This is a genomic window from Streptomyces sp. NPDC044061 (assembly GCF_056434305.1).
The window spans coordinates 233977-258724 of record NZ_JBWKFL010000003.1 but is presented as its reverse complement, the minus strand read 5'-3'; the positions used below and the strand labels follow the sequence as shown (position 1 = coordinate 258724).

The 24748-nt window shown below is 68.7% G+C and carries 21 protein-coding genes and 1 pseudogene; 13 read left to right on the top strand and 9 right to left on the bottom strand.

The features are described from left to right. Nucleotides 1-45: 45 nt before the first annotated feature. The 5 genes from AC07CM_RS06015 to trxA all read left to right on the top strand — a co-directional run bounded on the left by AC07CM_RS06015 (nt 46) and on the right by trxA (nt 4943). On the top strand, nt 46-1746 hold the full coding sequence (locus AC07CM_RS06015) for a protein kinase family protein (protein WP_478875119.1): 1701 nt from the start codon (nt 46-48) through the stop codon (nt 1744-1746). 22 nt (nt 1747-1768) lie between these two features. Further along, complete coding sequence (sigM, locus tag AC07CM_RS06010) at nt 1769-2494, top strand: RNA polymerase sigma factor SigM (RefSeq protein ID WP_478875118.1); 726 nt, start codon at nt 1769-1771, stop codon at nt 2492-2494. After that, a complete protein-coding gene (locus AC07CM_RS06005; RefSeq protein WP_478875117.1) occupies nt 2491-3420 on the top strand; it encodes an anti-sigma factor family protein in 930 nt (309 codons plus the stop codon). The genes sigM and AC07CM_RS06005 overlap by 4 nt, the downstream gene beginning before the upstream one ends. A 170-nt stretch (nt 3421-3590) precedes the next feature. Next, the gene (gene trxB / locus AC07CM_RS06000) at nt 3591-4562 is read left to right on the top strand and encodes a thioredoxin-disulfide reductase (protein ID WP_478875116.1); all 972 of its coding nucleotides are present in this window, start codon (nt 3591-3593) and stop codon (nt 4560-4562) included. 48 nt (nt 4563-4610) lie between these two features. Further along, entirely contained in the window at nt 4611-4943 is a 333-nt protein-coding gene (gene trxA / locus AC07CM_RS05995) for a thioredoxin (protein ID WP_467053305.1), read from the top strand. Between the two features lie 112 nt (nt 4944-5055). Here trxA and AC07CM_RS05990 read toward each other — a convergent pair whose 3' ends face one another. From AC07CM_RS05990 to rpmH, 9 genes are all read right to left on the bottom strand, one after another. Then, nucleotides 5056-5673 (bottom strand): GNAT family N-acetyltransferase, encoded by a 618-nt coding sequence (locus AC07CM_RS05990; protein WP_478875115.1) that lies wholly within the window; start codon nt 5671-5673, stop codon nt 5056-5058. Between the two features lie 318 nt (nt 5674-5991). Next, complete coding sequence (locus AC07CM_RS05985) at nt 5992-7089, bottom strand: ParB/RepB/Spo0J family partition protein (RefSeq protein ID WP_478875114.1); 1098 nt, start codon at nt 7087-7089, stop codon at nt 5992-5994. After that, nucleotides 7086-8159: a ParA family protein gene (locus AC07CM_RS05980; RefSeq protein WP_478875327.1), complete on the bottom strand. Its 1074-nt coding sequence runs from the start codon at nt 8157-8159 to the stop codon at nt 7086-7088. The genes AC07CM_RS05985 and AC07CM_RS05980 overlap by 4 nt, the downstream gene beginning before the upstream one ends. Before the next feature lie 288 nt (nt 8160-8447). Then, nucleotides 8448-9164 carry a 16S rRNA (guanine(527)-N(7))-methyltransferase RsmG gene (gene rsmG / locus AC07CM_RS05975; protein WP_478875113.1) on the bottom strand — a complete coding sequence of 239 codons (717 nt, stop codon included), beginning with the start codon at nt 9162-9164 and terminating at the stop codon, nt 8448-8450. Between the two features lie 118 nt (nt 9165-9282). Next, nucleotides 9283-9795 (bottom strand): Jag family protein, encoded by a 513-nt coding sequence (locus tag AC07CM_RS05970; protein WP_478875112.1) that lies wholly within the window; start codon nt 9793-9795, stop codon nt 9283-9285. A gap of 15 nt (nt 9796-9810) precedes the next feature. Next, nucleotides 9811-11082: a membrane protein insertase YidC gene (gene yidC / locus AC07CM_RS05965; RefSeq protein WP_478875111.1), complete on the bottom strand. Its 1272-nt coding sequence runs from the start codon at nt 11080-11082 to the stop codon at nt 9811-9813. Between the two features lie 3 nt (nt 11083-11085). After that, the gene (gene yidD, locus AC07CM_RS05960) at nt 11086-11451 is read right to left on the bottom strand and encodes a membrane protein insertion efficiency factor YidD (protein WP_478875110.1); all 366 of its coding nucleotides are present in this window, start codon (nt 11449-11451) and stop codon (nt 11086-11088) included. After that, nucleotides 11448-11819 carry a ribonuclease P protein component gene (rnpA, locus tag AC07CM_RS05955; RefSeq protein WP_020941105.1) on the bottom strand — a complete coding sequence of 124 codons (372 nt, stop codon included), beginning with the start codon at nt 11817-11819 and terminating at the stop codon, nt 11448-11450. Before rnpA ends, yidD begins: the two co-directional genes overlap by 4 nt. A gap of 20 nt (nt 11820-11839) precedes the next feature. After that, nucleotides 11840-11977, bottom strand: a complete 138-nt coding sequence (gene rpmH, locus AC07CM_RS05950; RefSeq protein WP_005482975.1) for a 50S ribosomal protein L34 — start codon at nt 11975-11977, stop codon at nt 11840-11842. A 397-nt stretch (nt 11978-12374) separates the two neighbouring features. On the opposite strand from rpmH, the gene dnaA reads away from it, so the two are divergent. From dnaA to AC07CM_RS05910, 8 genes and pseudogenes are all read left to right on the top strand, one after another. Further along, a complete protein-coding gene (dnaA, locus tag AC07CM_RS05945) occupies nt 12375-14333 on the top strand; it encodes a chromosomal replication initiator protein DnaA (protein WP_478875109.1) in 1959 nt (652 codons plus the stop codon). 972 nt (nt 14334-15305) lie between these two features. Continuing rightward, the gene (dnaN, locus tag AC07CM_RS05940) at nt 15306-16436 is read left to right on the top strand and encodes a DNA polymerase III subunit beta (RefSeq protein WP_478875108.1); all 1131 of its coding nucleotides are present in this window, start codon (nt 15306-15308) and stop codon (nt 16434-16436) included. 179 nt (nt 16437-16615) lie between these two features. Then, nucleotides 16616-17491 carry a phosphogluconate dehydrogenase (NAD(+)-dependent, decarboxylating) gene (gene gnd, locus AC07CM_RS05935; RefSeq protein WP_478875107.1) on the top strand — a complete coding sequence of 292 codons (876 nt, stop codon included), beginning with the start codon at nt 16616-16618 and terminating at the stop codon, nt 17489-17491. Between the two features lie 52 nt (nt 17492-17543). Then, nucleotides 17544-18665 (top strand): DNA replication/repair protein RecF, encoded by a 1122-nt coding sequence (gene recF / locus AC07CM_RS05930; RefSeq protein ID WP_478875106.1) that lies wholly within the window; start codon nt 17544-17546, stop codon nt 18663-18665. After that, entirely contained in the window at nt 18662-19198 is a 537-nt protein-coding gene (locus AC07CM_RS05925) for a DciA family protein (protein ID WP_478875105.1), read from the top strand. Before recF ends, AC07CM_RS05925 begins: the two co-directional genes overlap by 4 nt. Before the next feature lie 386 nt (nt 19199-19584). Next, nucleotides 19585-21642 carry a DNA topoisomerase (ATP-hydrolyzing) subunit B gene (gene gyrB / locus AC07CM_RS05920; protein ID WP_478875104.1) on the top strand — a complete coding sequence of 686 codons (2058 nt, stop codon included), beginning with the start codon at nt 19585-19587 and terminating at the stop codon, nt 21640-21642. A gap of 42 nt (nt 21643-21684) precedes the next feature. After that, nucleotides 21685-24279: a DNA gyrase subunit A gene (gyrA, locus tag AC07CM_RS05915; protein WP_478875103.1), complete on the top strand. Its 2595-nt coding sequence runs from the start codon at nt 21685-21687 to the stop codon at nt 24277-24279. 126 nt (nt 24280-24405) lie between these two features. Beyond that, nucleotides 24406-24748 (top strand): annotated as a pseudogene (locus AC07CM_RS05910) (DUF3566 domain-containing protein); the annotation flags it as partial.

The window sequence follows — 24748 nt, the reverse complement described above, 5'->3', positions numbered from 1 at the left end:
TTCGGCGTCGGACAGCGTGCAACGGATGGGGAGGCAGGGACGACGGTGGCGGAACGGAGCACGGCTGCCGTCGACGTGGCAGACAACAGCGGCGAACAGCCGCTGACCGCCAAGGCGGACCAGTCCACGGCCGACGGGGTGGCCCAGAACCCGGAGCGGGACACGGACAGCGACGAGGCACAGGGGGGCGGGGGGACGGAGAGTCCCGGACAGAAGGCCTCACCGCCCGAACTGCACAGCGGTCACAAACTCGCCAGACGCTACCGTCTCGAGGAGTGCGTCACCCGTCTGGACGGATTCAGCAGTTGGCGTGCGGTCGACGAGAAACTTCGTCGGGCCGTCGGCGTCCACATCCTTCCCGCCGACCATCCGCGAGCCCGTTCCGTACTGGCCGCCGCCCGTTCCTCGGCGCTGCTCGGTGATCCGCGCTTCGTCCAGGTCCTGGACGCCGTCGAGGAGAACGACCTCGTCTACGTCGTGCACGAGTGGCTTCCGGACGCCACCGAACTGACCCCCCTGCTGGCGGCCGGCCCTCTGGAGCCGCACGACGCCTACCAGATGGTCAGTCAGGTCGCCTCAGCCATGGCCGCGGCCCACCGCGAAGGCCTCGCCCATCTGCGGCTGAACCCGAACGCCGTCCTGCGTACCTCCACCGGCCAGTGGCGCATCCGCGGCCTCGCCGTCAACGCGGCGCTGCGCGGTATCAGCACCGACACCCCACAGCGCACCGACACCGAGTCGATCGGCGCCCTTCTGTACGCGGCGCTCACGCAGCGCTGGCCGTACGAGAACGACGCCTACGGCCTGTCCGGCCTGCCCAAGGACATCGGCCTGATCGCGCCGGACCAGGTGCGCGCCGGTGTCCACCGCGGCCTGTCCGAACTCGCGATGCGGGCCCTGGTCAACGACGGCGCCACCGCCTCACGCCACGAGGCTCCGTGCACCACGCCGGAGGAGCTGGTCAAGGCGATCGGCGAGATGCCCCGCATCCGTCCGCCGGAGCCGGCGTTCACGGCCCCGCCGGACTACCAGCGCACGACGTACCAGCAGGGCACGTACGGCCGTCCCGCACCGCGTCCCGGTGCCACTCAGCCGCTCACGCCCCCGCCGCCCCCTCTGCAGAGCCGCACCGGAAAGGCCCTGAAGTGGGCTGTCTCGGCGCTCCTCATCGCCGCGCTGGGTCTGGGCAGCTGGCAGCTGGCGGACGCCCTGATGGACCAGAGCGACAAGTCGGACGACACCAACAAGACGCAGACGCAGGAGGGCGGCGACAAGGGCCCGAAGAAGCCGACGTCCGGCAATCCGATCGCCATCAAGGGCGCCCGCGACTTCGACCCGTTCGGCAAGGACCAGTCCGAGAAGCCGGACACCATAGGGAATGCCTACGACAACAGCACCGCGTCCTACTGGCAGACGGACTTCTACCTGAGTCCGGAGTTCGGCAACCTGAAGTCAGGCGTCGGCGTCATCCTCGACCTCGGCAAGGTTCAGCAGGTCGGGAAGGTGACGGTCTCCTTCGTGGGGCAGACGTCGGTCGAGCTGCGGGCTGCGAGCGCTGACGCGGGATCGGAGCCGACGTCGTTCGACGCCTACACCAAGGCCGCCGAGGGATCGGGCACCACCGTGGTGCTCAAGCCCGGAAAGTCGCTCAAGACCCAGTACCTTCTCGTGTGGCTGACCAAGCTGCCTGCTGACGGTCAGGGCCACTGGCGCGGCAGAGTGGCAGACATCAAGGTGACCAGCTGAGGTCTCCACTCGGGAGGGGCAGATGGCAGAGGGCGCCGGATACGACGGAGTGAGCGACCAGGACCTGCTCGCCCGCCACGTGGAAGGCGACCCCGATGCCTTCGGTGAGATCGTGCGGCGGCATCGGGATCGGCTCTGGGCCGTGGCGCTGCGGACGCTGGGGGACCGGGAGGAGGCCGCTGACGCCGTTCAGGACGCCCTGGTGTCGGCCTACCGGGCTGCCCACACCTTCCGGGGGCAGTCGGCCGTCACCACCTGGTTGCACCGGATCACCGTGAACGCCTGCCTGGACCGTGCCCGCAAGGCTGCCTCCCGGAAGACCGCTCCGGTCGACGACACCGAGCGGCTCGAGCAGCTGCTGGAGCCGCACGAGTCGGCTTCCGCCCCCGCTGAGCGGAACGATGTGCACCGGCAGCTCCTCGAGGCGCTCGGCACGCTTCCGTACGAGCAGCGCGCTGCTCTGGTGCTCGTGGACATGCAGGGTTACCCCGTCGCCGAGGCCGCTCGGATCCTGGACGTGCCAACCGGCACGGTGAAGAGCCGGTGCGCCCGAGGCAGAGCGAGGCTTCTTCCGCTGCTCACCCATCTGCGGCCCGGAGCCGGCGGTGACGAAAAAGAACCCGGGCCGGGACGGAACCGGGTGCAGGGGACATCCGTCCCACCGACAACGGGGTCTCCGTCCGGAGGCCCAGGAGACACCGGGCCGAGCGATTCAGCCGTAGTGAAGGGCGGAGGTGGGCGAGCGTGACTTCGACAGACACGGCCGGGCACCCGGACGTCGCCGAGATCTCCGACCTCACCGAAGGCCTCCTCCCGCCGGACCGGAGCGCCGAGGTACGGCGTCATCTCCAGGGCTGTGAGCTGTGTGCGGACGTCCAGGCATCGCTGGAGGAGATCCGGGGCCTTCTGGGTACCGTGCCCGGCACGCCGCGTATGCCGGCCGACGTCGCCGGGCGCATCGATGCCGCCCTCGCCGCCGAAGCGCTGCTGACCTCGACCGCGCTTGAGGCCCTGGACGCCCCTGTCCTGGTCTCCGGGTCCGAAGACCCCCCTGACGGGGGCACTCGCAGTCGTGTTTCACGTGAAACATCGGTCCCTGCGGACCGACCCGTCGGCCGACCTCAGGGGGCGACCGGTCCGGGACGCAAGGGTCGCGAGCGCGGACGGCGACGGGGGACCGTCATTCTGGGTGCCGTCCTCACGGCCGCCGTCCTGGGGGCCGGGTCCCTCGTGCTGCAGTCGCTCGGCAACGGTGGCTCCGACACCACGGCTCACGGCAAACCGACTCCCAGCGCCTTCTCCGGGAACAGCGTCCAGAGCCAGGTGAAGGATCTGCTCGCCACGAAGCAGAAGGGACAGGGCTCCGACGACCAGCGGTCACACTCGAACCCCGAGTCCGGGCAGAACAGCCCCGCGTCGACCCAGAGCGCGAACACCCTCATCCAGACCCAGCCTTCGGTTCCGGACTGCGTCCGGCAGGCGATCAGCCGCAGCGACGGCATCCTCGGTGCCAAGACAGGCACGTATGCCGGGAAGAGCGCCTATCTCGTCGTGCTGGCCGACCCCAACGACAGGACCACGGTCACGGCCTATGTGGTCGACGCGGACTGCGTCGGTCAGAAGCCCGTCACCGCGGGCAAGGTTCTGCTCGAGCAGTCCTTCCCTCGCTCCTGAAAACGGACAGGGATTCGTCTCGGCCTGCGCGGTCATCCGTACCGTGTGTCTTCCCCGTGTGCCCTGACACACCGGGAATGCGCGCCCCTTAGGATCCGTTGGGTGGGGTGAGAGCTCTGAAAGGGGCTCCCACGGTCGAATGACGCAGACCAGAGACGAGGAATCAAGCCGTGAGCGACGTCCGTAACGTGATCATCATCGGCTCCGGGCCCGCAGGCTACACGGCGGCGCTCTACACGGCGCGCGCGTCGCTGAAGCCCCTGGTGTTCGAGGGTGCTGTCACCGCAGGTGGTGCGCTGATGAACACCACCGAGGTGGAGAACTTCCCGGGCTTCCGCGACGGCATCATGGGTCCCGACCTGATGGACAACATGCGGGCGCAGGCCGAGCGCTTCGGTGCCGAACTGGTCCCGGACGACATCGTCTCCGTCGATCTGGCCGGTGAGATCAAGACCGTCACCGACACCGCGGGCACGGTCCACCAGGCGAAGGCCGTCATCGTCACCACCGGCTCCCAGCACCGCAAGCTCGGCCTGCCGAACGAGGACGCCCTCTCCGGCCGCGGAGTCTCGTGGTGCGCCACCTGTGACGGGTTCTTCTTCAAGGACCAGGACATCGCCGTGATCGGCGGTGGTGACACCGCGATGGAGGAGGCCACCTTCCTCTCCCGGTTCGCCAAGTCGGTGACGATCGTCCACCGCCGTAACACCCTGCGTGCCTCCAAGGCGATGCAGGAGCGTGCCTTCGGCGACCCGAAGATCAAGTTCGTCTGGGACAGCGAGGTCGCCGAGATCCAGGGCGAGCAGAAGCTCTCCGGTCTGAAGCTGCGCAACATCAAGACCGGCGAGCTGTCGGAGCTGCCGGTGACGGGCCTGTTCATCGCGATCGGCCACGACCCGCGCACCGAGCTGTTCAAGGGCCAGCTGGACCTGGACGAGGAGGGCTACCTGAAGGTCGACTCCCCGTCCACACGCACCAACGTCACCGGTGTCTTCGGCGCCGGCGACGTGGTCGACCACACCTACCGTCAGGCGATCACCGCAGCCGGCACCGGCTGCTCCGCCGCCCTCGACGCCGAGCGCTTCCTCGCCGCCCTCGCGGACGAGGACAAGGCCGAGCCCGAGAAGACCGCCGCCGTCTGACCCCTCCCTTTCCCCGCCCCACCGCACGATCAAGTTAAGGAGCCCGCCGTGGCCGGCACCCTGAAGAATGTGACCGACGACTCCTTCGAGCAGGACGTCCTCAAGAGCGACAAGCCCGTCCTGGTGGACTTCTGGGCCGCCTGGTGCGGTCCGTGCCGCCAGATCGCCCCGTCGCTCGAGGCGATCGCCGCCGAGCACGGCGACAAGATCGAGATCGTCAAGCTCAACATCGACGAGAACCCGGGTACGGCCGCCAAGTACGGCGTCATGTCCATCCCGACCCTGAACGTCTACCAGGGCGGCGAGGTCGCCAAGACGATCGTCGGCGCCAAGCCGAAGGCCGCCATCGTTCGCGACCTCGAAGAGTTCATCGCCGAGTAAGCAGTCGGGCGGTGCCGTCGAGCGGGCGGCACATGTTTCACGTGAAACACGAATGGGCCAACCCCACTGGGTTGGCCCATTCGCATGAGGCCCTGTAGTCGAGGCCGACCCACTACAGCGGTCGCAGCGCCGGTTCCTTCTGAACGGCTCCCAGAAGCCGGTCGAGGGCCAGCTCCACGTCTTCCTTCCAGGAGAGTGTCGAACGCAGCTCCAGACGAAGACGCGGGTGCCTATGGTGCTGCCGGACCGTCTTGAAGCCCACGGCGAGGAGATGGTCGGCGGGCAGCAGACAGGCGGGCTCCTTCCAACGGGCGTCGCCGAACGCTTCGATCGCCTTGAAGCCTCGGCGCAGCAGATCCTTGGCGACCGTCTGGACCATCACCCGGCCCAGCCCCTGTCCTTGATATCCGGGCATGATGAACGCCGTGATGAGCTGGACGGCGTCCGGTGAGACCGGACTGGTGGGGAACGCCGAGGAGTGGGGGACGTAGGCCGGCGGCGCGTAGAGCACGAAACCCACGGGGACGTCATCGACGTAGACCACCCGGCCGCACGACCCCCAGTCCAGCAGGACGGCGGAGATCCAGGACTCCTTCTCCAGAGCTGCGTTTCCCGCCTTTACGGCTGCTTCGCCGCTGACGGGATCCAGCTCCCAGAAGACGCACGAGCGGCAGCGCTTGGGAAGGTCCTGAAGGTTGTCCAGCGTGAGCGGTACGAGCCGGCGCCCCATGAAGGCTGTTCCTCGCTTCCTTCGCCCGCGGCGTCGCGAGCGGCTGTCAGAGCGCTCCGTTCCCTGATCAGGCTGCCGACGAAACCGCCGACCGCCCCGAGACCCAGACCCGCGCTCACCAGTCCGGTGCGGCTCATCGATCGCATGCCCCCGTCTCCCCACTCAGAGATCTGCCAGGTGGATGCGCCATACCCCTTGGCATCGTAGCCACGATGCGATTCCCTCGATACCGCCTCAAAGCAAAGAGCGGACCGCGTTCCGGTACACACCGGACACGGTCCGCTCTCCGGCATCATCTCCGGCGGGCCGACCCGAGGATCAGTCCTCCTGATCCTCGGTCTCGCCCTCCTGGAGGCCCGTCAGGACCGGCCCTTCGCCCGGGGCGAGTGTGCCGAGGATCCGCTCGAGATCCTCCATGGAGGCGAACTCGACGGTGATCTTGCCCTTCTTCTGCCCGAGGTCGACCTTCACCCGTGTCTCGAAGCGGTCCGAGAGGCGGGTGGCGAGGTCGGTCAGCGCCGGCGAGACCCGGGCACCGGCGCGCGGGCCCTTGGACCGCTGGCTCGTCTGGGGCCGCGAACCCATCAGGGTCACGATCTCCTCGACGGCCCGCACGGACAGCCCCTCGGCCACGATGCGGTGGGCCAGCCGGTCCTGCTCCTCCGAGTCCTCGACGGACAGCAGGGCCCGGGCATGCCCGGCGGAGAGGACTCCGGCGGCGACCCTGCGCTGGACCGCCGGCGACAGCTTCAGCAGCCGCAGGGTGTTGGAGACCTGCGGCCGGGAACGCCCGATGCGGTCCGCCAGCTGGTCGTGCGTGCAGTTGAAGTCCTTCAGCAGCTGATCGTAGGCGGCCGCCTCTTCCAGCGGGTTCAGCTGCGCCCGGTGCAGGTTCTCCAGCAGGGCGTCCAGGAGGAGCTTCTCGTCATCAGTGGCCCGGACGATCGCGGGGATGGCCTCGAGACCGGCCTCACGGCAGGCCCGCCAGCGGCGCTCACCCATGATCAGTTCGTAGCGGGCGGGGCCCAGCTGTCGTACGACGACGGGCTGGAGGAGACCGACCTCCGTGATGGAGGTGACCAGCTCCTGGAGCGCGTCCTCGTCGAAGACCTCACGCGGCTGGCGCGGGTTCGGCGTGATGGAGTCGAGGGGGAGCTCGGCGAAGTGGGCCCCCACCGGAGCCGCGGGGGTCTCCGCGACAGGGCTCGCCGCAGGCTCCTCGGTTTCATGTGAAACAGGCGGCAGCGTCGCCACCTTCGCCGCGGCCACCCCTCGGTCGGTCGTCAGCACCGGGACCGCTGCCGGGGATGTGGACGCTCCACTCCCCATCGCGGCCGGAGCCGGGTTCTTCTCGGTCGGGGCGGCCGGGATCAGGGCGCCGAGACCACGGCCCAGCCCCCTTCGTCGCTCACTCACTGGATCCCCTCCACCATGCTCGGATCGCTCTGGGCGCCGATATGGGCCTGGCTCGCGTCGTAGCTGATGCCGATGCCCTTCAGCGCGATTTCTCGGGCCGCCTCAAGATACGAGAGGGCACCGCTCGATCCAGGATCGTAGGTCAGCACCGTCTGCCCGTAACTCGGTGCCTCGGAGATACGGACAGAGCGGGGGATGCTCGTCCGCAGGACCTCGTCACCGAAGTGGGTGCGCACCTCGTCCGCGACCTGCGAGGCGAGACGCGTCCGGCCGTCGTACATGGTGAGCAGGATGGTCGACACATGGAGCGTGGGGTTGAGGTGCCCTCGCACCAGGTCGACGTTGCGCAGCAACTGGCCCAGGCCCTCCAGCGCGTAGTACTCGCACTGGATGGGGATGAGGACCTCCTGGCCCGCGACGAGCGCGTTGACCGTCAACAGGCCGAGCGACGGCGGGCAGTCGATGAGGATGTAGTCCAACGGCTGCTCGTAGGCCTGGATCGCGCGCTCGAGCCGGCTCTCCCGGGCCACCAGGGACACCAGCTCGATCTCCGCACCGGCAAGATCGATGGTGGCGGGGGCGCAGAAGAGGCCTTCGACATCCGGGACGGCCTGGACGACCTCGGCGAGAGGCTTGCTCTCCACCAACACGTCATAGATGGATGGAACTTCGGCGTGGTGGTCGATTCCCAGCGCCGTGGAGGCGTTGCCCTGCGGGTCAAGGTCGATCACGAGGACACGGCCGCCGTGCAGAGCCAGCGAAGCGGCAAGGTTGACGGTGGTCGTCGTCTTGCCCACGCCGCCCTTCTGGTTGGCGACCACGATGACTCGGGTCCGCTCCGGCCGCGGCAGGCCTTCGCCGGCGCGGCCCAGGGCCTCCACCGCCAGTTGGGCAGCACGACCGATGGGAGTGTCGTCCATCGGGGGCGGTGTTTCACGTGAAACATCCGCCCCCATCGATTCGGTACGGGGACCGGGGACCGGATCGGTCATCGGTCCCGCGATGTTGGCGTCGGACCGCAAGGATTCACTCTCCTCGACTTCAGGCTCGCAATGAACAGAGCCTCCCATGTCTTCGGGGTCGTGAACCAGTGAGGCCTGGTGTTCTGTGGAGAAATCCACCTCTGTGGACAACTCCGGTACCTCTCCGAGTGAACCGAGAGGCCTTCGGTCGCGAGGTTCGGCCGCAGCGCGGCCCCGACTGATGATGCCGTGCAGCAGTGAGCGACGTTTCACGTGAAACACGATGCACAGCAACGGCGACCGGACCTTCGCGACACTCCGGCTTGTGCGGGTTTGGCAGCTTGTGTGGAGTACGTCTCGTCGTCAGGACGGATCAGGGCCGTCGATTCCCGCGGGTCAGCGGCGGCGCCGCGCCCGCCCCGTCCGGGCCGCCTTGGCCCGCTTGGCCGCGAAGCGCACACCTCCCGGGCTCTCGCCCACCTCGACCCGTACGACGGTGGACGCGGGGTCCACGACGCCCTCACCCACATGCAGGATGGACGTCGACACCGCCCCGAGCTTGCTGAGCGCGGTGGCCGCCGATTTCAGCTCCTCCTCGGCGGTGTCCCCCTTGAGCGCGAGCATCTCGCCGTAGGGGCGCAGCAGCGGAATGCCCCAGGCGGCCAGGCGGTCCAGCGGGGCCACGGCACGGGCGGTCACCACATGCACGGGCGGCAGCTTGCCCATGACCTCCTCGGCCCGGCCCCGGACGACGGTGACGTGGTTCAGGCCCAGCAGCTCGACGACCTCGGTGAGGAAGGTGGTGCGCCGCAGCAGGGGCTCCAGCAGGGTGATGTTCAGGTCGTCCCGGACCAGGGCCAGCGGAATGCCTGGCAGACCGGCGCCCGAGCCGACGTCGCACACCGTGACGCCCTCGGGGACCGCCTCCGAGAGGACCGCGCAGTTCAGCAGGTGCCGCTCCCACAGCCGGGGCACTTCACGTGGGCCGATCAGGCCGCGCTGCACGCCGGCCTCGGCGAGCAGCTCCGCGTAGCGCACCGCATCGTCGAAGCGATCACCAAACACTTCCCGCGCCTGCTCGGGCGCGGGGGGAAGCTCCGCTGCCTCCGTCACGGGGACCGTCCTTCCGTACAGCGCCAGTGCTTCGCGCACCGGCCACCAGAACTACCAGGCTGACAAAGTTCGGCCCCGTCTGCTCAACAGACGGGGCCGGTGAAACGGGGGGAGCCGATCAGGCGGGAAGTACGACGACGAAGCGCTGCGGCTCCTCGCCCTCGGACTCGCTGTGCAGTCCGGCGGCCTTGATCGCGTCGTGCACGACCTTGCGCTCGAACGGGGTCATGGGCTTGAGCTTCACGGGCTCGCCGGAGCTCTTGACCTCGGCGGCGGCCTTGGCGCCCAGCTCGGACAGCTCGGCGCGCTTCTTGGCCCGGTAGCCCGCGACGTCCAGCATGAGCCGGCTGCGGTCGCCGGTTTCCCGGTGCACGGCCAGGCGCGTCAGCTCCTGCAGTGCCTCCAGCACCTCGCCGTCCCGGCCGACCAGCTTCTGCAGGTCCCGGCTGCCGCTGTCACTGATGATCGACACGGAGGCGCGGTCGGCCTCGACGTCCATGTCGATGTCGCCGTCGAGGTCGGCGATGTCCAGCAGACCCTCCAGGTAGTCCGCCGCGATCTCACCCTCCTGCTCCAGGCGGGTCAGGGTGTCTGCACCCTCGGCAGCGGCGGAGGTGGTGCCTTCCGTCACGGGATGGGCTCCTTCTTACTTCTTGGACGGGGACTTGGGCCGCTGCGGGCCACCCTTGCGCTGCCCGGACTGGGCCTTGCTGCGGGTGCCGGAGCCAGGCTTCTGGTCCTGCTTGGCGGCGGCGGGCTTGGCGTCGTCCTGCGGTTCGTCGGACTTCTCCAGCGAGGTGGTCTCACCCACCGGCTTGGACCCGGACTGGCGCTGGGCCTTGGTCTGACGCTTGGGCTGCTGGCGCCGGGCGGCGGTGGCCGTGGTGGTGGTCACACCGTCCTCGGTCTCCGCCGCGGCCGCCTGGGCCGAGCTCTTCACCACGGTGCCGTCGGTCTGGGCCGCGAGGCCGACCTTGGTCAGGGCGTTGATGAACTTGCGCTCGAACTCGTTGCGGTCACGGCCCTTGGCGACGATCGCCTTGACGATGGTCTTCTCGCTCCGGCGACGGACCTTGCCGTGGTGCGTGACGTGCTTGGCGAGACGCTCCAGGTAGGCGGCCTGAGCCTTGGAACCCGGGGTCGGGTTGTTGTGGATGACGTACATCTGCTGGCCCATGGTCCACACGTTGGTGGTCAGCCAGTAGACGAGGACACCGACCGGGAAGTTGATACCGAAGACGGCGAACATGATCGGGAAGACGTACATCAGCATCTTCTGCTGCTGCATGAACGGCGTCTTCACCGTCGTGTCGACGTTCTTCGTCATCAGCTGGCGCTGCGTGTAGAACTGCGACGCCGACATCATGACGATCATGACCACGGTCACGACCCGGACGTCCATGACCGAGGCACCCAGCGCGTGGATCGTGTCGGCGCTGTCCTTGAACTTCGCGGCGAGCGGGGCCCCGAAGATGTGCGCCTTACGGGCGCTCTCGAGCAGCGACTCGTTGATCACGCCGATGGTCTGGCCCGACGCGATGCCGTTGAGCACGTGGTACAGGGCGAAGAAGAACGGCGACTGCGCCAGGATGGGAAGGCACGAGGAGAGCGGGTTGGTACCCGACTCCTTGTACAGCTTCATCATCTCTTCGGACTGACGCTGCTTGTCGTTCTTGTAGCGCTCCTGGATCTTCTTCATCTCGGGCTGGAGCGTCTGCATGGCCCGGGTCGCCTTGATCTGCTTCACGAAGAGCGGGATCAGGCAAATGCGGATCAGGATCACCAGAGACACGATGGACAGGCCCCAGGCCCAGCCGGTGTCAGGACCGAAGATGGTGCCGTACACCGTGTGGAACTGGACGATGACCCAGGAAACGGGTGTCGTGATGAAGCTGAAGAGGCTGGCAATCGTGTCCACTAATCATGCTCCTTGGGCATGGGACGAGGTCTCTGCGGCCGGGCTCGAAGGAAGCTCGGAAGGAGGCTTCTCCTCGATGGCCGGTTCGGCGGCGGAGGTCCCGCCCTTGCGTGCGCGCCATGCGTCGCGCAGCAGTTCGTGCCACCGCGGGCGCTTGCGCGGCGGAACATGGTCCACACCGCCGAGCGACCACGGATTGCACCGGAGGATGCGCCAGGCGGTGAGCGCCGTGCCCTTGATCGCACCGTGCCGGTCGATGGCCGTGTAGCCGTAGTGGGAGCACGACGGGTAGTACTTGCAGACCGGCCCCAGCAGTGGACTGATCGTCCACTGGTACAGCTTGATCAGAGCCAGTAGCGGGTACTTCATCGCGCGCCCCCTCCCAGTAGCCGCTGGACGGCGGCATCCAGGTCTCGGGCCAGCTGTGCGTGGTCTGCGTCGCCCGCTCCGGGCAGCGCTCGTACGACTACCAGGCTACCGGGGGGAAACAGGGCGACTCGGTCACGCATCAGATGGCGCAGTCTGCGCTTCACTTGGTTGCGCACGACCGCGCCACCCACAGCCTTGCTCACGACGAAACCCGCACGCGTCGGGGGAGCGCTCTCCCCAGGCGCGTGCGGGTCCGTGGCACCGCTACGAAGGTGGACGACGAGGGTCGGACGGCCTGCCCGACGACCCCGTCGTACCGCGGTCGCGAAGTCCTCGCGCCGCCTCAGCCGATGCTCGGTAGGCAGCACGACGTCATGACCTGATCAGATCAGGCGGACAGGCTGGCGCGACCCTTGCTGCGACGGTTCGCGAGAATCGCGCGGCCGGCACGGGTACGCATCCGCAGGCGGAAGCCGTGGGTCTTCGCGCGACGACGGTTGTTCGGCTGGAAGGTGCGCTTGCTCACTCGGGGGCTCCAGAAGAAATCGGTAGTGGCGGGGTGCCGTCCTGGCTGTCACCGTGCGCCCACGAGTAGCTCGCGTCACGCCCGAGTGCACCGCTTCCCGATCACCTGCAAGTGATCTGTGCCCATCGGAGGCAGGCGGCAGCAGCCATCGACAACTCGACCTGGTTACGGTACGCGGGGCTACGCCATCCGGTCAAACCAGGGGTCACCGGGAGACACTATCCACAGGCTGGGGACAACAACTTGAACCGTACCCGCCGCGCTGACTACCGTGGCTGGACTCCGATTCGTTCCCTTGTCCCCGCCCGAGTGGGGATTGCCCCACCCATCCACCCGGATTCCATCCCGACCCGTCCCACAACCACACGTTCGTGGGACCTGTGAGAGAGCGTGCCCTGTGGCTGACGTACCTGCCGATCTTGCCGCAGTGTGGCCACGAGTACTGGAGCAGCTCCTCGGAGAGGGCCGCGGACAGGGTGTCGAGGCGAAGGACGAGCACTGGATCCGACGCTGCCAGCCCCTCGCGCTGGTCGCGGACACCGCCCTGCTCGCCGTACCGAACGAATTCGCGAAGGGCGTACTGGAGGGCCGTCTCGCGCCGATCGTCAGCGAGACCCTGAGCCGCGAGTGCGGCCGCCCCATCCGCATCGCGATCACCGTGGACGACTCCGCGGGCGAGCCGCCGGCCCCGCAGGCACCCCCCGCCCAGCCGCAGCCGCGCTACGAGGAGCCGGAGCTGCCGTCGGGGCCGTACGAGGGTTACGGCCGGCACCGTGCCGAGCCGCTCCCGGGCAGCGAGCCGCCGTCCCGTGGGGACCAGCTGCCGACCGCCCGCCCCGCCTATCCGTCCGAGTACCAGCGGCCCGAACCCGGCGCCTGGCCGCGGCCCGCGCAGGACGAGTACGGCTGGCAGCAGCCGCGCCTCGGCTTCCCCGAGCGCGACCCCTACGCCTCGCCACCGCAGGACGCCTACGGCTCGTCCGGGCAGGACACCTACGGATCGCCGTCGCAGGACTACCGCCCGCAGGGCATGGAGCGGCCGTCGTACGAACCGCAGCGCGGCGAGTACGACCGCCCCGAGTACGACCGCCCCGACTACAAGCGCCCCGACTACAAGCGCCCGGACTTCGACTCCGGCCGCGCCGAGTACGACCAGCGCGATCCGGTCCGCCGTGAGCTGCCCGAGCAGCCGTCCGGCGTCGGCCCGGTGCACCGGGGCGGCCCGGGCCGCCCCGATCTGCCGTCGGCGGGCGGGAGCGGTGCGCCCGGTGCGCCCGGTCCGCTGGCCGCGCAGCCCGCGCCGGCGAGCGGCCCCGGTGAACCGACCGCGCGGCTCAACCCGAAGTACCTCTTCGACACGTTCGTCATCGGCGCCTCCAACCGGTTCGCGCACGCGGCCGCGGTGGCCGTCGCCGAGGCGCCCGCGAAGGCGTACAACCCCCTCTTCATCTATGGGGAGTCGGGCCTCGGCAAGACGCATCTGCTGCACGCGATCGGGCACTACGCGCGCAGCCTCTACCCGGGCACGCGCGTGCGGTACGTGAGCTCGGAGGAGTTCACCAACGAGTTCATCAACTCCATCCGCGACGGCAAGGGCGACAGCTTCCGCAAGCGCTACCGCGAGATGGACATCCTGCTCGTGGACGACATCCAGTTCCTCGCGGACAAGGAGTCGACGCAGGAGGAGTTCTTCCACACCTTCAACACGCTCCACAACGCCAACAAGCAGATCGTGCTGTCCTCGGACCGGCCGCCCAAGCAGCTGGTCACCCTGGAGGACCGGCTGCGGAACCGTTTCGAGTGGGGTCTGATCACCGACGTCCAGCCGCCCGAACTCGAGACGCGCATCGCGATCCTGCGGAAGAAGGCGGTGCAGGAGCAGCTCAACGCCCCGCCGGAGGTACTGGAGTTCATCGCCTCCCGGATCTCGCGGAACATCCGTGAGCTGGAGGGCGCGCTGATCCGGGTGACGGCCTTCGCCTCGCTCAACCGGCAGCCGGTGGACCTGGGCCTGACCGAGATCGTCCTGAAGGACCTGATCCCCGGCGGCGAGGACTCCGCCCCCGAGATCACGGCGACGGCCATCATGGCGGCCACCGCCGACTACTTCGGGCTGACGGTGGAGGACCTGTGCGGCACCTCGCGCGGCCGCGCGCTGGTCACCGCCCGGCAGATCGCCATGTACCTGTGCCGGGAGCTGACCGACCTGTCGCTGCCGAAGATCGGCGCGCAGTTCGGCGGCCGCGACCACACGACCGTCATGCACGCCGACCGCAAGATCCGCGCGCTGATGGCCGAGCGGCGCTCGATCTACAACCAGGTGACGGAGCTGACGAACCGCATCAAGAACGGCTGACGCGGCCGTACGACCGCTCTGAGGGCTCCCCCGGGACGAGATCCCGGGGGAGCCCTCGGGCTTTCCACGGCCCTCCCCGGCTTCCGGGATTTCCAGGGTTTTTGGGGGTTCCCCCGGTTCCCACGGCAACGCGAGACGGTCGCCGGGCACCCATGGGCCTCTGCGCTCGACGGCGACACAACCTGTGGAGCGTCCTCCGCCGGCCATCCCGTGTTCGATTAAGTGCCTGGTTACGGCCACTCTCCACAGATTCGCCGACTTTCTTGCGTCCACATCCTGGGGACTGGGAAGTTGTCCCGAACCGTGTCCACAGGGAGCCTGGGGAAGCGGCGTCCGTCCAGCTCAGCAGCCTGTGGATTCGTGGACGAACGATCTCCACAGACTGTGGACGAAGCGAGGATCCACAGGCTGTGCACGAAGTTGTCCACGGGAAGCCCACAGGCTGGGGCCGGTTGTCCCCAGCGATCAGCCGCTTCTCCACATGGCTGTCCACTGTTCGGCAACCCGACGCACCCGCTCACCGCGTCGAGTGAAAGCCGTCACACGAAGGTGCCGGATTGGGGTGTGGGAAACGTGGGTAAACCTGGGGACACAGCTGGGGAGAACTGCCCTCGGTCTGTGGGCGGTGTGTGCAGAACTTTCCGTTCTCCACAGAGAGCCCCGGTTGTCCACCGTCTCCACCCACAGGGCCAGTGGACAAAATTCCCGCTCTGAGCTGGGCAAACGTGGTTATCCACGGTATCCACAGGCCCTACTACTACTCCCGACTAGAGAGAGCTGGGAATCCGCTTCGAAGCGGGGCCTGTGCACAACTCGCCGTCTCGAGCTCGGCTGCCCCTCTGAGCGACTTGACCCCGACAGGCACCTACTGTCAGTGCGGTGCGTCAGACTGGTCCCCGGTGTCCTTCCCTTCGCAGTGGGCGGTGACACCGAGTCGGAGGACTCAGTAGCAACAGCAGGAGGCGGCTTACGGTGAAGATCCGGGTGGAACGCGACGTACTCGCGGAGGCAGTGGCGTGGGCTGCACGCAGCCTCCCGGCCCGTCCGCCGGCGCCTGTCCTCGCCGGCCTGCTGCTGAAGGCCGAGGACGGCCAGCTGAGCCTGTCGAGCTTCGACTACGAGGTCTCCGCGAAGGTGAGCGTCGAGGCCGAGGTCGAGGAGGACGGCACGGTCCTGGTCTCCGGCCGCCTGCTCGCCGACATCTCCCGTGCCCTCCCCAACCGCCCGGTGGAGATTTCCACAGACGGTGTACGGGCGACCGTGGTCTGCGGCTCCTCGCGGTTCACACTCCACACCCTGCCTGTGGAGGAGTACCCGGCGCTGCCGCAGATGCCGAACGCGACGGGCACCGTCCCCGGTGAGGTCTTCGCCGCCGCCGTCTCCCAGGTGGCCATCGCCGCCGGCCGTGACGACACGCTCCCGGTGCTCACCGGTGTGCGCATCGAGATCGAGGGCGACACCGTCACCCTGGCCTCCACCGACCGCTACCGCTTCGCGGTCCGCGAGTTCCTGTGGAAGCCGGAGAACCCGGACGTCTCCGCGGTCGCCCTGGTGCCCGCCAAGACGCTCCAGGACACCGCCAAGGCGCTGACCAGCGGCGACAGCGTCATCCTCGCGCTGTCGGGCTCGGGCGCGGGCGAGGGCCTGATCGGTTTCGAGGGCGCCGGCCGTCGCACGACGACGCGGCTGCTCGAGGGCGACCTGCCGAAGTACCGCACGCTGTTCCCGACCGAGTTCAACTCCGTCGCCGTGATCGAGACCGCCCCCTTCGTGGAGGCCGTCAAGCGTGTGGCCCTGGTCGCCGAGCGCAACACCCCGGTGCGGCTGAGCTTCGAGCAGGGCGTGCTGATCCTGGAGGCCGGTTCCAGCGACGACGCACAGGCTGTGGAAAGGGTCGACGCCCAGCTGGAGGGCGACGACATCTCGATCGCCTTCAACCCGACGTTCCTGCTGGACGGCCTGAGCGCCATCGACTCCCCGGTGGCCCAGCTGTCGTTCACCACGTCCACCAAGCCCGCACTGCTCAGCGGCAAGCCGGCGGTGGACGCCGAGGCGGACGAGGCCTACAAGTACCTGATCATGCCGGTGCGGCTGAGCGGCTGAGCGGCCGGAAGTCGTCCACAGGCCGGTGGAGAACATCCCCGGCCTGTGGAAGAACCCGCAGGTGAGGGGCTACGTATGAGCGCGTATGCCCACAGCTGTGCGTGACCGTCCGGGTCTAGGCTCGGACGCGGGTGCGATCACGCCCCACACGCCACACAGCGACCTAAGGAACACAACTGATGGAGCTCGGTCTCGTCGGCCTCGGCAAGATGGGCGGCAACATGCGCGAGCGGATCCGCCGCGCGGGCCACACCGTCCTCGGATACGACCGCAACGCGGACCTCGCGGATGTCCACAGCCTGGAAGAGCTTGTGGGCAAGCTCAGCGGTCCGCGCGTGGTCTGGGTGATGGTCCCGGCCGGCGAGCCCACCCAGACCACGATCGACCAGCTCGCCGAGCTGCTGGAGCCCGGCGACGTGGTCGTGGACGGCGGCAACTCCCGCTGGACGGACGACGAGAGGCACGCCGGGGAGCTGGCCGCCAAGGGCATAGGTTTCGTCGACTGCGGTGTCTCCGGCGGCGTCTGGGGCCTGGAGAACGGGTACGCGCTGATGTACGGCGGCGACGCGGAGAACGTCGCCAAGGTGCAGCCGGTCTTCGACGCGCTCAAGCCGCAGGGCGACTTCGGCTCGGTGCACGCCGGCAAGGTCGGTGCGGGCCACTTCGCGAAGATGGTCCACAACGGCATCGAGTACGCGATGATGCAGGCCTATGCCGAGGGGTGGGAGCTGCTGGAGAAGGTCGACTCCGTGGAGAACGTCCGCGAGGTCTTCCGCTCCTGGCAGGAGGGCACCGTCATCCGCTCCTGGCTGCTCGACCTCGCGGTGAACGCCCTCGAGGACGACGAGCACCTGGACGGTCTGCGCGGTTATGCACAGGACTCCGGTGAGGGACGCTGGACTGTGGAAGCCGCCATCGACAACGCGGTGCCGCTGCCGGCGATCACCGCGTCGCTGTTCGCGCGGTTCGCCTCCCGCCAGGAGGACTCGCCGCAGATGAAGATGATCGCCGCGCTGCGCAACCAGTTCGGCGGCCACGCCGTAGAGAAGAAGTAATCCACAGGGTCGCCCCGCGATCCACAACCCCGGGGGAGGTCGGCGAACGACCATGCACGTCACGCATCTTTCGCTGGCCGACTTCCGCTCGTACGTCCGGGTCGAGGTCCCGCTCGACCCGGGCGTCACCGCCTTCGTCGGCCCCAACGGCCAGGGCAAGACCAACCTGGTCGAGGCGGTGGGCTACCTCGCCACCCTCGGCAGCCACCGGGTCGCCTCCGATGCCCCCCTGGTCCGCATGGGCGCCGAGCGCGCCGTCATCCGCGCGCAGGTCAGGCAGGGCGAGCGGCAGCAACTGGTCGAGCTCGAGCTGAACCCCGGCCGGGCCAACCGCGCCCGTATCAACCGGTCCTCGCAGGTCAGGCCGAGGGACGTGCTGGGGATCGTACGGACCGTGCTGTTCGCGCCCGAGGACCTCGCCCTGGTGAAGGGCGACCCGGGCGAGCGGCGCCGGTTCCTGGACGAGCTGATCACCGCGCGCTCGCCGCGCATGGCGGGCGTGCGCTCCGACTACGAACGGGTGCTCAAGCAGCGCAACACGCTCCTGAAGACCGCCGCGCTCGCACGGCGGCACGGCGGGCGGTCCATGGACCTGTCCACCCTCGACGTGTGGGACCAGCACCTCGCGCGCGCGGGCGCCGAACTGCTCGCCCAGCGCCTCGATCTCATCGCCGCGCTGCAGCCGTTGGCCGACAAGGCGTACGAGCAGCTGGCACCGGGCGGCGGCCCGGTCGCGCTGGAGTACCGGCCGTCCGCGCCCGGCGAGGCGCACACGCGCGAGGACCTCTACACCCAGCTGACGACGGCTCTCACAGAGGCGCGCAAGCAGGAGATCGAGCGGGGCGTCACCCTCGTGGGCCCGCACCGGGACGATCTGGTTCTCAAACTCGGTCAGCTGCCCGCCAAGGGCTACGCCTCGCACGGCGAGTCCTGGTCCTACGCCCTCGCGCTGCGCCTCGCCTCGTACGACCTGCTGCGCGCGGAGGGCAACGAGCCGGTGCTGATCCTCGACGACGTCTTCGCCGAACTGGACGCCCGCCGCCGGGAGCGGCTGGCCGAACTGGTCGCGCCCGGAGAGCAGGTGCTGGTCACCGCCGCAGTGGACGACGACGTACCGGATGTACTGGTCGGCGCCCGGTACGCGGTGGCCGACGGGACGGTGGAGCGCGTATGAGCACCGACGAACCCACTCCCGACAAGCCCCGGGAACCCTCCGGTGTCGACCTCGCGCGCGTGGCGTTGCGCGCCGCGAAGGAGCAGGCACGCGCGCGTGGGGACGCCGCGCGGCAGAAGAAGCAGGCGCGGCGCGGCGGCGGTCTGCGCTCCGGCGCGCGCGCCGACGGCCGCGACCCGATGGCGCTCGGTGCCGCGATCAACCGGCTGATCAGCGAGCGCGGCTGGGAGGCCCCGGCCGCGGTGGGCGGCGTCATGGGCCGCTGGCCGCAGATCGTCGGCGAGGACCTGGCCAGGCACTGTGTGCCGCAGCGGTACGACGAGGACGAGCGCGTGCTCTCCGTGTCCTGCGACTCGACGGCGTGGGCGACCCAGCTGCGGCTGCTCGCCCCGGCCCTGGTCGCCCGGCTCAACGATGACCTCGGCCACGGCACGGTCCGGCTGATCAAGGTCAACGGCCCAGGTGGCCCCGCCCGCCGCTACGGCCCGCTGCGCGCTCCGGGGAGCACCGGCCCCGGCGACACCTATGGGTGACGTACCTCACGTCACGGGGCCGGCGCACGTCGTCGCCGCGTCCTCGTCGCACCCCTGTCCACAGGTGTGGATCACGAGCTGACCCCCCAGTAGCAAAGGGTTGACGGGCCGAAGCGCTGAGTGCCGCTGTGAGCCGCTTGGAGCCCCCTTCCAGATATCGGGACCCGGCCGAGACCGGTTGAGGGCGGCACATGGGGACTCAGGTACCGGCAAACCCCCATCGATGTCGGCGCTACCGGTAGACTGGAAGACAATCCCGCCCCAACGTGGGGACCGCCCGGGAAAAGCTGAGCAACGCTGATCAAGGCTTACCAACGCAACATGCCGCAGCCGCTCCGGCAACCTGCCGACGAGCCCGGCTCGTGCTGTGCCAGAAAGGGCGCTTCGTGGCCGATTCCGGCAACCCCAACGAGAACATCCCGTCCACCGACGCCGGCGTGACCGGCGAGGCCGCAGCATCCGGCGCGGCCTCCGCCTCCTACGACGCCAGCGCCATCACCGTGCTCGAAGGGCTGGACGCGGTCCGCAAGCGACCCGGTATGTACATCGGTTCCACCGGTGAGCGCGGTCTGCACCACCTGGTGTACGAGGTCGTCGACAACTCGGTCGACGAGGCGCTGGCCGGTTACGCCGACACCATCGACGTGACGATCCTGCCCGACGGCGGCGTGCGCGTCGTCGACAACGGACGTGGCATCCCGGTGGGCATCGTGCCCTCCGAGGGCAAGCCGGCCGTCGAGGTCGTGCTCACCGTGCTGCACGCGGGCGGCAAGTTCGGCGGCGGCGGCTACGCCGTCTCCGGCGGTCTGCACGGTGTCGGTGTCTCCGTCGTGAACGCCCTGTCGTCGAAGGTCTCCGTCGAGGTCAGGACGGACGGCCACCGCTGGACGCAGGACTACAAGATGGGCGTCCCGACGGCTCCGCTCGCCAAGCACGAGGCGATCGAGCAGACCGGCACGTCGGTGACCTTCTGGGCCGACCCGGACATCTTCGAGACCACCGAGTACTCCTTCGAGACGCTCTCGCGGCGCTTCCAGGAGATGGCGTTCCTGAACAAGGGCCTGACGATCAGGCTCACCGACGAGCGCGAGTCGGCGAAGGCCACCAGCGGGGCGGACGAGGCGGGTGCGGACGAGAAGGCCGAGGTCAAGTCGGTCACGTACCACTACGAGGGCGGCATCGTCGACTTCGTGAAGTATCTCAACTCCCGCAAGGGAGAGGCCGTTCACCCCTCGGTGATCGACCTGGAGGCGGAGGACAGGGACAAGAGCCTGTCCCTCGAGGTCGCGATGCAGTGGAACAGCGGCTACAGCGAGGGCGTGTACTCCTTCGCGAACATCATCCACACCCACGAGGGCGGTACCCACGAAGAGGGCTTCCGTGCCGCGCTGACCTCACTGATCAACAAGTACGCGCGCGACAAGAAGCTGCTGCGCGAGAAGGACGACAACCTCACCGGTGACGACATCCGTGAAGGTCTGACCGCGATCATCTCGGTCAAGCTGAGCGAGCCGCAGTTCGAGGGCCAGACGAAGACCAAGCTGGGCAACACGGAGGCCAAGACCTTCGTGCAGAAGGCGGTCTACGAGCACCTCAACGACTGGCTGGACCGCAACCCGGTCGAGGCCGCGGACATCGTCCGCAAGGGCATCCAGGCGGCCACCGCGCGCGTGGCGGCCCGCAAGGCCCGCGACCTGACCCGACGCAAGGGCCTGCTGGAGAGCGCGTCCCTGCCGGGCAAGCTGTCGGACTGCCAGTCCAACGACCCCACCAAGTGCGAGATCTTCATCGTCGAGGGTGACTCGGCCGGCGGCTCGGCCAAGTCCGGCCGCAACCCGCAGTACCAGGCGATCCTCCCGATCCGCGGCAAGATCCTCAACGTCGAGAAGGCCCGGATCGACAAGATCCTGCAGAACCAGGAGATCCAGGCGCTGATCTCCGCGTTCGGCACGGGTGTGCACGAGGACTTCGACATCGAGAAGCTCCGCTATCACAAGATCATCCTGATGGCGGACGCCGACGTCGACGGGCAGCACATCAGCACCCTGCTGCTGACCTTCCTGTTCCGCTTCATGCGGCCGCTGGTGGAGGCCGGGCACGTGTACCTCTCCCGTCCGCCGCTGTACAAGATCAAGTGGGGCCGGGACGACACGGAGTACGCGTACTCGGACCGCGAGCGCGACGCGCTGATCGAGATGGGACGGCAGCGCGGCAAGCGCGTCCGCGAGGACTCCATCCAGCGCTTCAAGGGTCTCGGCGAGATGAACGCCGAAGAGCTGCGCGTGACCACCATGGACCAGGAGCACCGGGTCCTCGGCCAGGTCACGCTCGACGACGCGGCCCAGGCCGACGACCTGTTCTCGGTCCTCATGGGCGAGGACGTCGAGGCCCGCCGCGCGTTCATCCAGCGCAACGCCAAGGACGTCCGCTTCCTCGACATCTGAGTCGGTCTCAGCTGACCGCACCAGGAAGGATCTTCACCAGCAATGGCCGACGAGAACACTCCCGTCACCCCCGAAGAGGGCGGCGAACTCGCGATGCGCGTCGAGCCCGTCGGGCTCGAGACGGAGATGCAGCGCTCGTACCTGGACTACGCGATGTCCGTCATCGTGTCCCGCGCGCTGCCCGACGTCCGAGACGGACTCAAGCCCGTCCACCGCCGCGTCCTGTACGCCATGTACGACGGCGGCTACCGCCCCGAGCGCGGCTTCTACAAGTGCGCCCGTGTCGTCGGCGACGTCATGGGCAACTACCACCCGCACGGCGACTCCTCGATCTACGACGCCCTGGTGCGCCTCGCCCAGCCGTGGTCGATGCGGATGCCGCTGGTGGACTCCAACGGCAACTTCGGCTCCCCGGGCAACGACCCGGCGGCGGCGATGCGGTACACCGAGTGCAAGCTCGCGCCGCTGTCGATGGAGATGGTCCGGGACATCGACGAGGAGACCGTCGACTTCACGGACAACTACGACGGCCGCTCCCAGGAGCCGACCGTCCTGCCGGCCCGTTTCCCGAACCTGCTGATCAACGGTTCGGCCGGTATCGCGGTCGGTATGGCGACCAACATCCCGCCGCACAACCTGCGCGAGGTCGCGGCCGGTGCCCAGTGGTACCTGGAGAACCCCGAGGCCTCGCACGAGGAGCTGCTGGACGCGCTCATGGAGCGCATCAAGGGCCCGGACTTCCCGACCGGCGCCCTGGTGGTGGGCCGCAAGGGCATCGAGGAGGCGTACCGCACCGGCCGCGGCTCCATCACGATGCGCGCGGTGGTCGAGGTCGAGGAGATCCAGGGCCGCCAGTGCCTGGTGGTCACCGAGCTGCCGTACCAGGTGAACCCGGACAACCTGGCGCAGAAGATCGCCGACCTGGTGAAGGACGGCAAGATCGGCGGCATCGCGGACGTCCGCGACGAGACCTCCTCCCGTACCGGCCAGCGCCTGGTGATCGTCCTCAAGCGGGACGCGGTCGCCAAGGTCGTCCTGAACAACCTGTACAAGCACACCGACCTGCAGACGAACTTCGGCGCCAACATGCTGGCGCTGGTGGACGGCGTGCCGCGCACGCTGTCGCTGGACGCGTTCATCCGTCACTGGGTGACGCACCAGATCGAGGTCATCGTCCGCCGGACCCGGTTCCGGCTGCGCAAGGCCGAGGAGCGCGCCCACATCCTGCGCGGTCTGCTGAAGGCCCTGGACGCCATCGACGAGGTCATCGCGCTGATCCGGCGCAGTGAGACCGTCGAGATCGCGCGCGGCGGCCTGATGGGCCTCCTGGAGATCGACGAGATCCAGGCCAACGCCATCCTCGAGATGCAGCTGCGCCGGCTGGCCGCCCTGGAGCGCCAGAAGATCGTCCAGGAGCACGACGAACTCCAGGCGAAGATCAACGAGTACAACCAGATCCTCGCCTCCCCGGTCCGTCAGCGCGGGATCGTCAGCGAGGAGCTGGCCGCGATCGTCGAGAAGTACGGCGACGACCGCAAGACCAAGCTGATCCCGTACGAGGGCGACATGTCCATCGAGGACCTGATCGCCGAGGAGGACATCGTCGTCACCGTCTCGCGCGGCGGCTACGTCAAGCGGACGAAGACGGACGACTACCGGGCGCAGAAGCGCGGCGGCAAGGGCGTGCGGGGCACGAAGCTGAAGGAAGACGACATCGTCGACCACTTCTTCGTCTCCACCACGCACCACTGGCTGCTGTTCTTCACCAACAAGGGCCGGGTGTACCGGGCGAAGGCGTACGAACTGCCCGAGGCCGGCCGCGAGGCGCGCGGTCAGCACGTGGCGAACCTGCTCGCCTTCCAGCCGGACGAGGCGATCGCCGAGATCCTCGCGATCCGCGACTACGAGGCGGCGCCTTACCTGGTCCTGGGCACCAAGTCCGGTCTGGTGAAGAAGACGCCTCTGAAGGATTACGATTCGCCCCGCTCCGGCGGTGTCATCGCGATCAATCTGCGCGAGCGCGAGGACGGAACCGACGACGAACTGATCGGCGCCGAACTCGTCTCGGCCGATGACGATCTGCTTCTGATCAGCAAGAAGGCGCAGTCGATCAGGTTCACGGCCTCGGACGACACCCTGCGTCCGATGGGCCGCGCCACCTCGGGCGTCAAGGGCATGAGTTTCCGCGAGGGCGACGAGCTTCTCTCGATGAATGTCGTTCGAACCGGTACGTTCGTGTTCACTGCGACGGACGGTGGGTACGCGAAGCGGACCGCCGTCGACGAGTACCGCGTCCAGGGTCGCGGCGGCCTCGGCATCAAGGCCGCCAAGATCGTGGAGGACCGCGGCTCCCTCGTCGGCGCGCTGGTTGTCGAGGAGAACGACGAGATCCTCGCCATCACCCTGTCCGGCGGTGTGATTCGTACGCGAGTCAACGAGGTCAGGGAGACGGGCCGTGACACCATGGGCGTCCAACTGATCAACCTGGGCAAGCGCGATGCCGTGGTCGGTATCGCACGTAACGCCGAGGCGGGACGCGAGGCGGAGGAGGTCGACGGCGAGGACGCCGTCGACGAGGCCGCCGAGAGTGCCGCGAGCACCGGCACGGACGAGGGTGAGGCGCCCTCGGCGGAGTAGCACGAGGAGTGAGTCATCGTGAGCGGAGCCACGGGCGCCGGATCGGCCGGTACCCCACCGGGTACGGAAACGGACGGCGGCGGCCGTGGCTCCGCCGCGCGTGCGGCGGACCCGCACACGACCCAACTGCGCAAGATCGAGGCGGGCAAGGCCGACTCGTCCTCGCCCGCAACGCATGGATCCCAGGGGGGAACTGTGACGGACACCCGCGGTCCGCAGACCCAGCCAGGCCCGGCCGACGGGCGGCCGGCGTCCCCGCTGCCCGGGGAGCGTCGGGCCGAGCAGCCCGACGGGCCCTACCACCCGCCGCAGGCCTACCCGGCGCAGGCTCCCACCGGCGCCGTACGCCGTCCGCGCACCGGTGCGCGGACCGGGGCGCGCGCCCCAAAAGACCAAACGCCCATCCCCAAAGCCAACCCATTGTCCGTTATCGCAGTCAACCCCCCTTCTTCCCCCCCCTCTAGCACCC

Excerpts from the sequence above, each read along its gene's own strand:
- sigM (WP_478875118.1), top strand. The coding sequence starts at position 1,769 with ATGGCAGAGGGCGCCGGATACGACGGAGTGAGCGACCAGGACCTGCTC.
- AC07CM_RS05990 (WP_478875115.1), bottom strand. The coding sequence starts at position 5,673 with ATGGGGCGCCGGCTCGTACCGCTCACGCTGGACAACCTTCAGGACCTT.
- AC07CM_RS05980 (WP_478875327.1), bottom strand. The coding sequence starts at position 8,159 with ATGGGAGGCTCTGTTCATTGCGAGCCTGAAGTCGAGGAGAGTGAATCC.
- yidD (WP_478875110.1), bottom strand. The coding sequence starts at position 11,451 with ATGAAGTACCCGCTACTGGCTCTGATCAAGCTGTACCAGTGGACGATC.
- gnd (WP_478875107.1), top strand. The coding sequence starts at position 16,616 with ATGGAGCTCGGTCTCGTCGGCCTCGGCAAGATGGGCGGCAACATGCGC.
- recF (WP_478875106.1), top strand. The coding sequence starts at position 17,544 with ATGCACGTCACGCATCTTTCGCTGGCCGACTTCCGCTCGTACGTCCGG.
- AC07CM_RS05925 (WP_478875105.1), top strand. The coding sequence starts at position 18,662 with ATGAGCACCGACGAACCCACTCCCGACAAGCCCCGGGAACCCTCCGGT.
- gyrA (WP_478875103.1), top strand. The coding sequence starts at position 21,685 with ATGGCCGACGAGAACACTCCCGTCACCCCCGAAGAGGGCGGCGAACTC.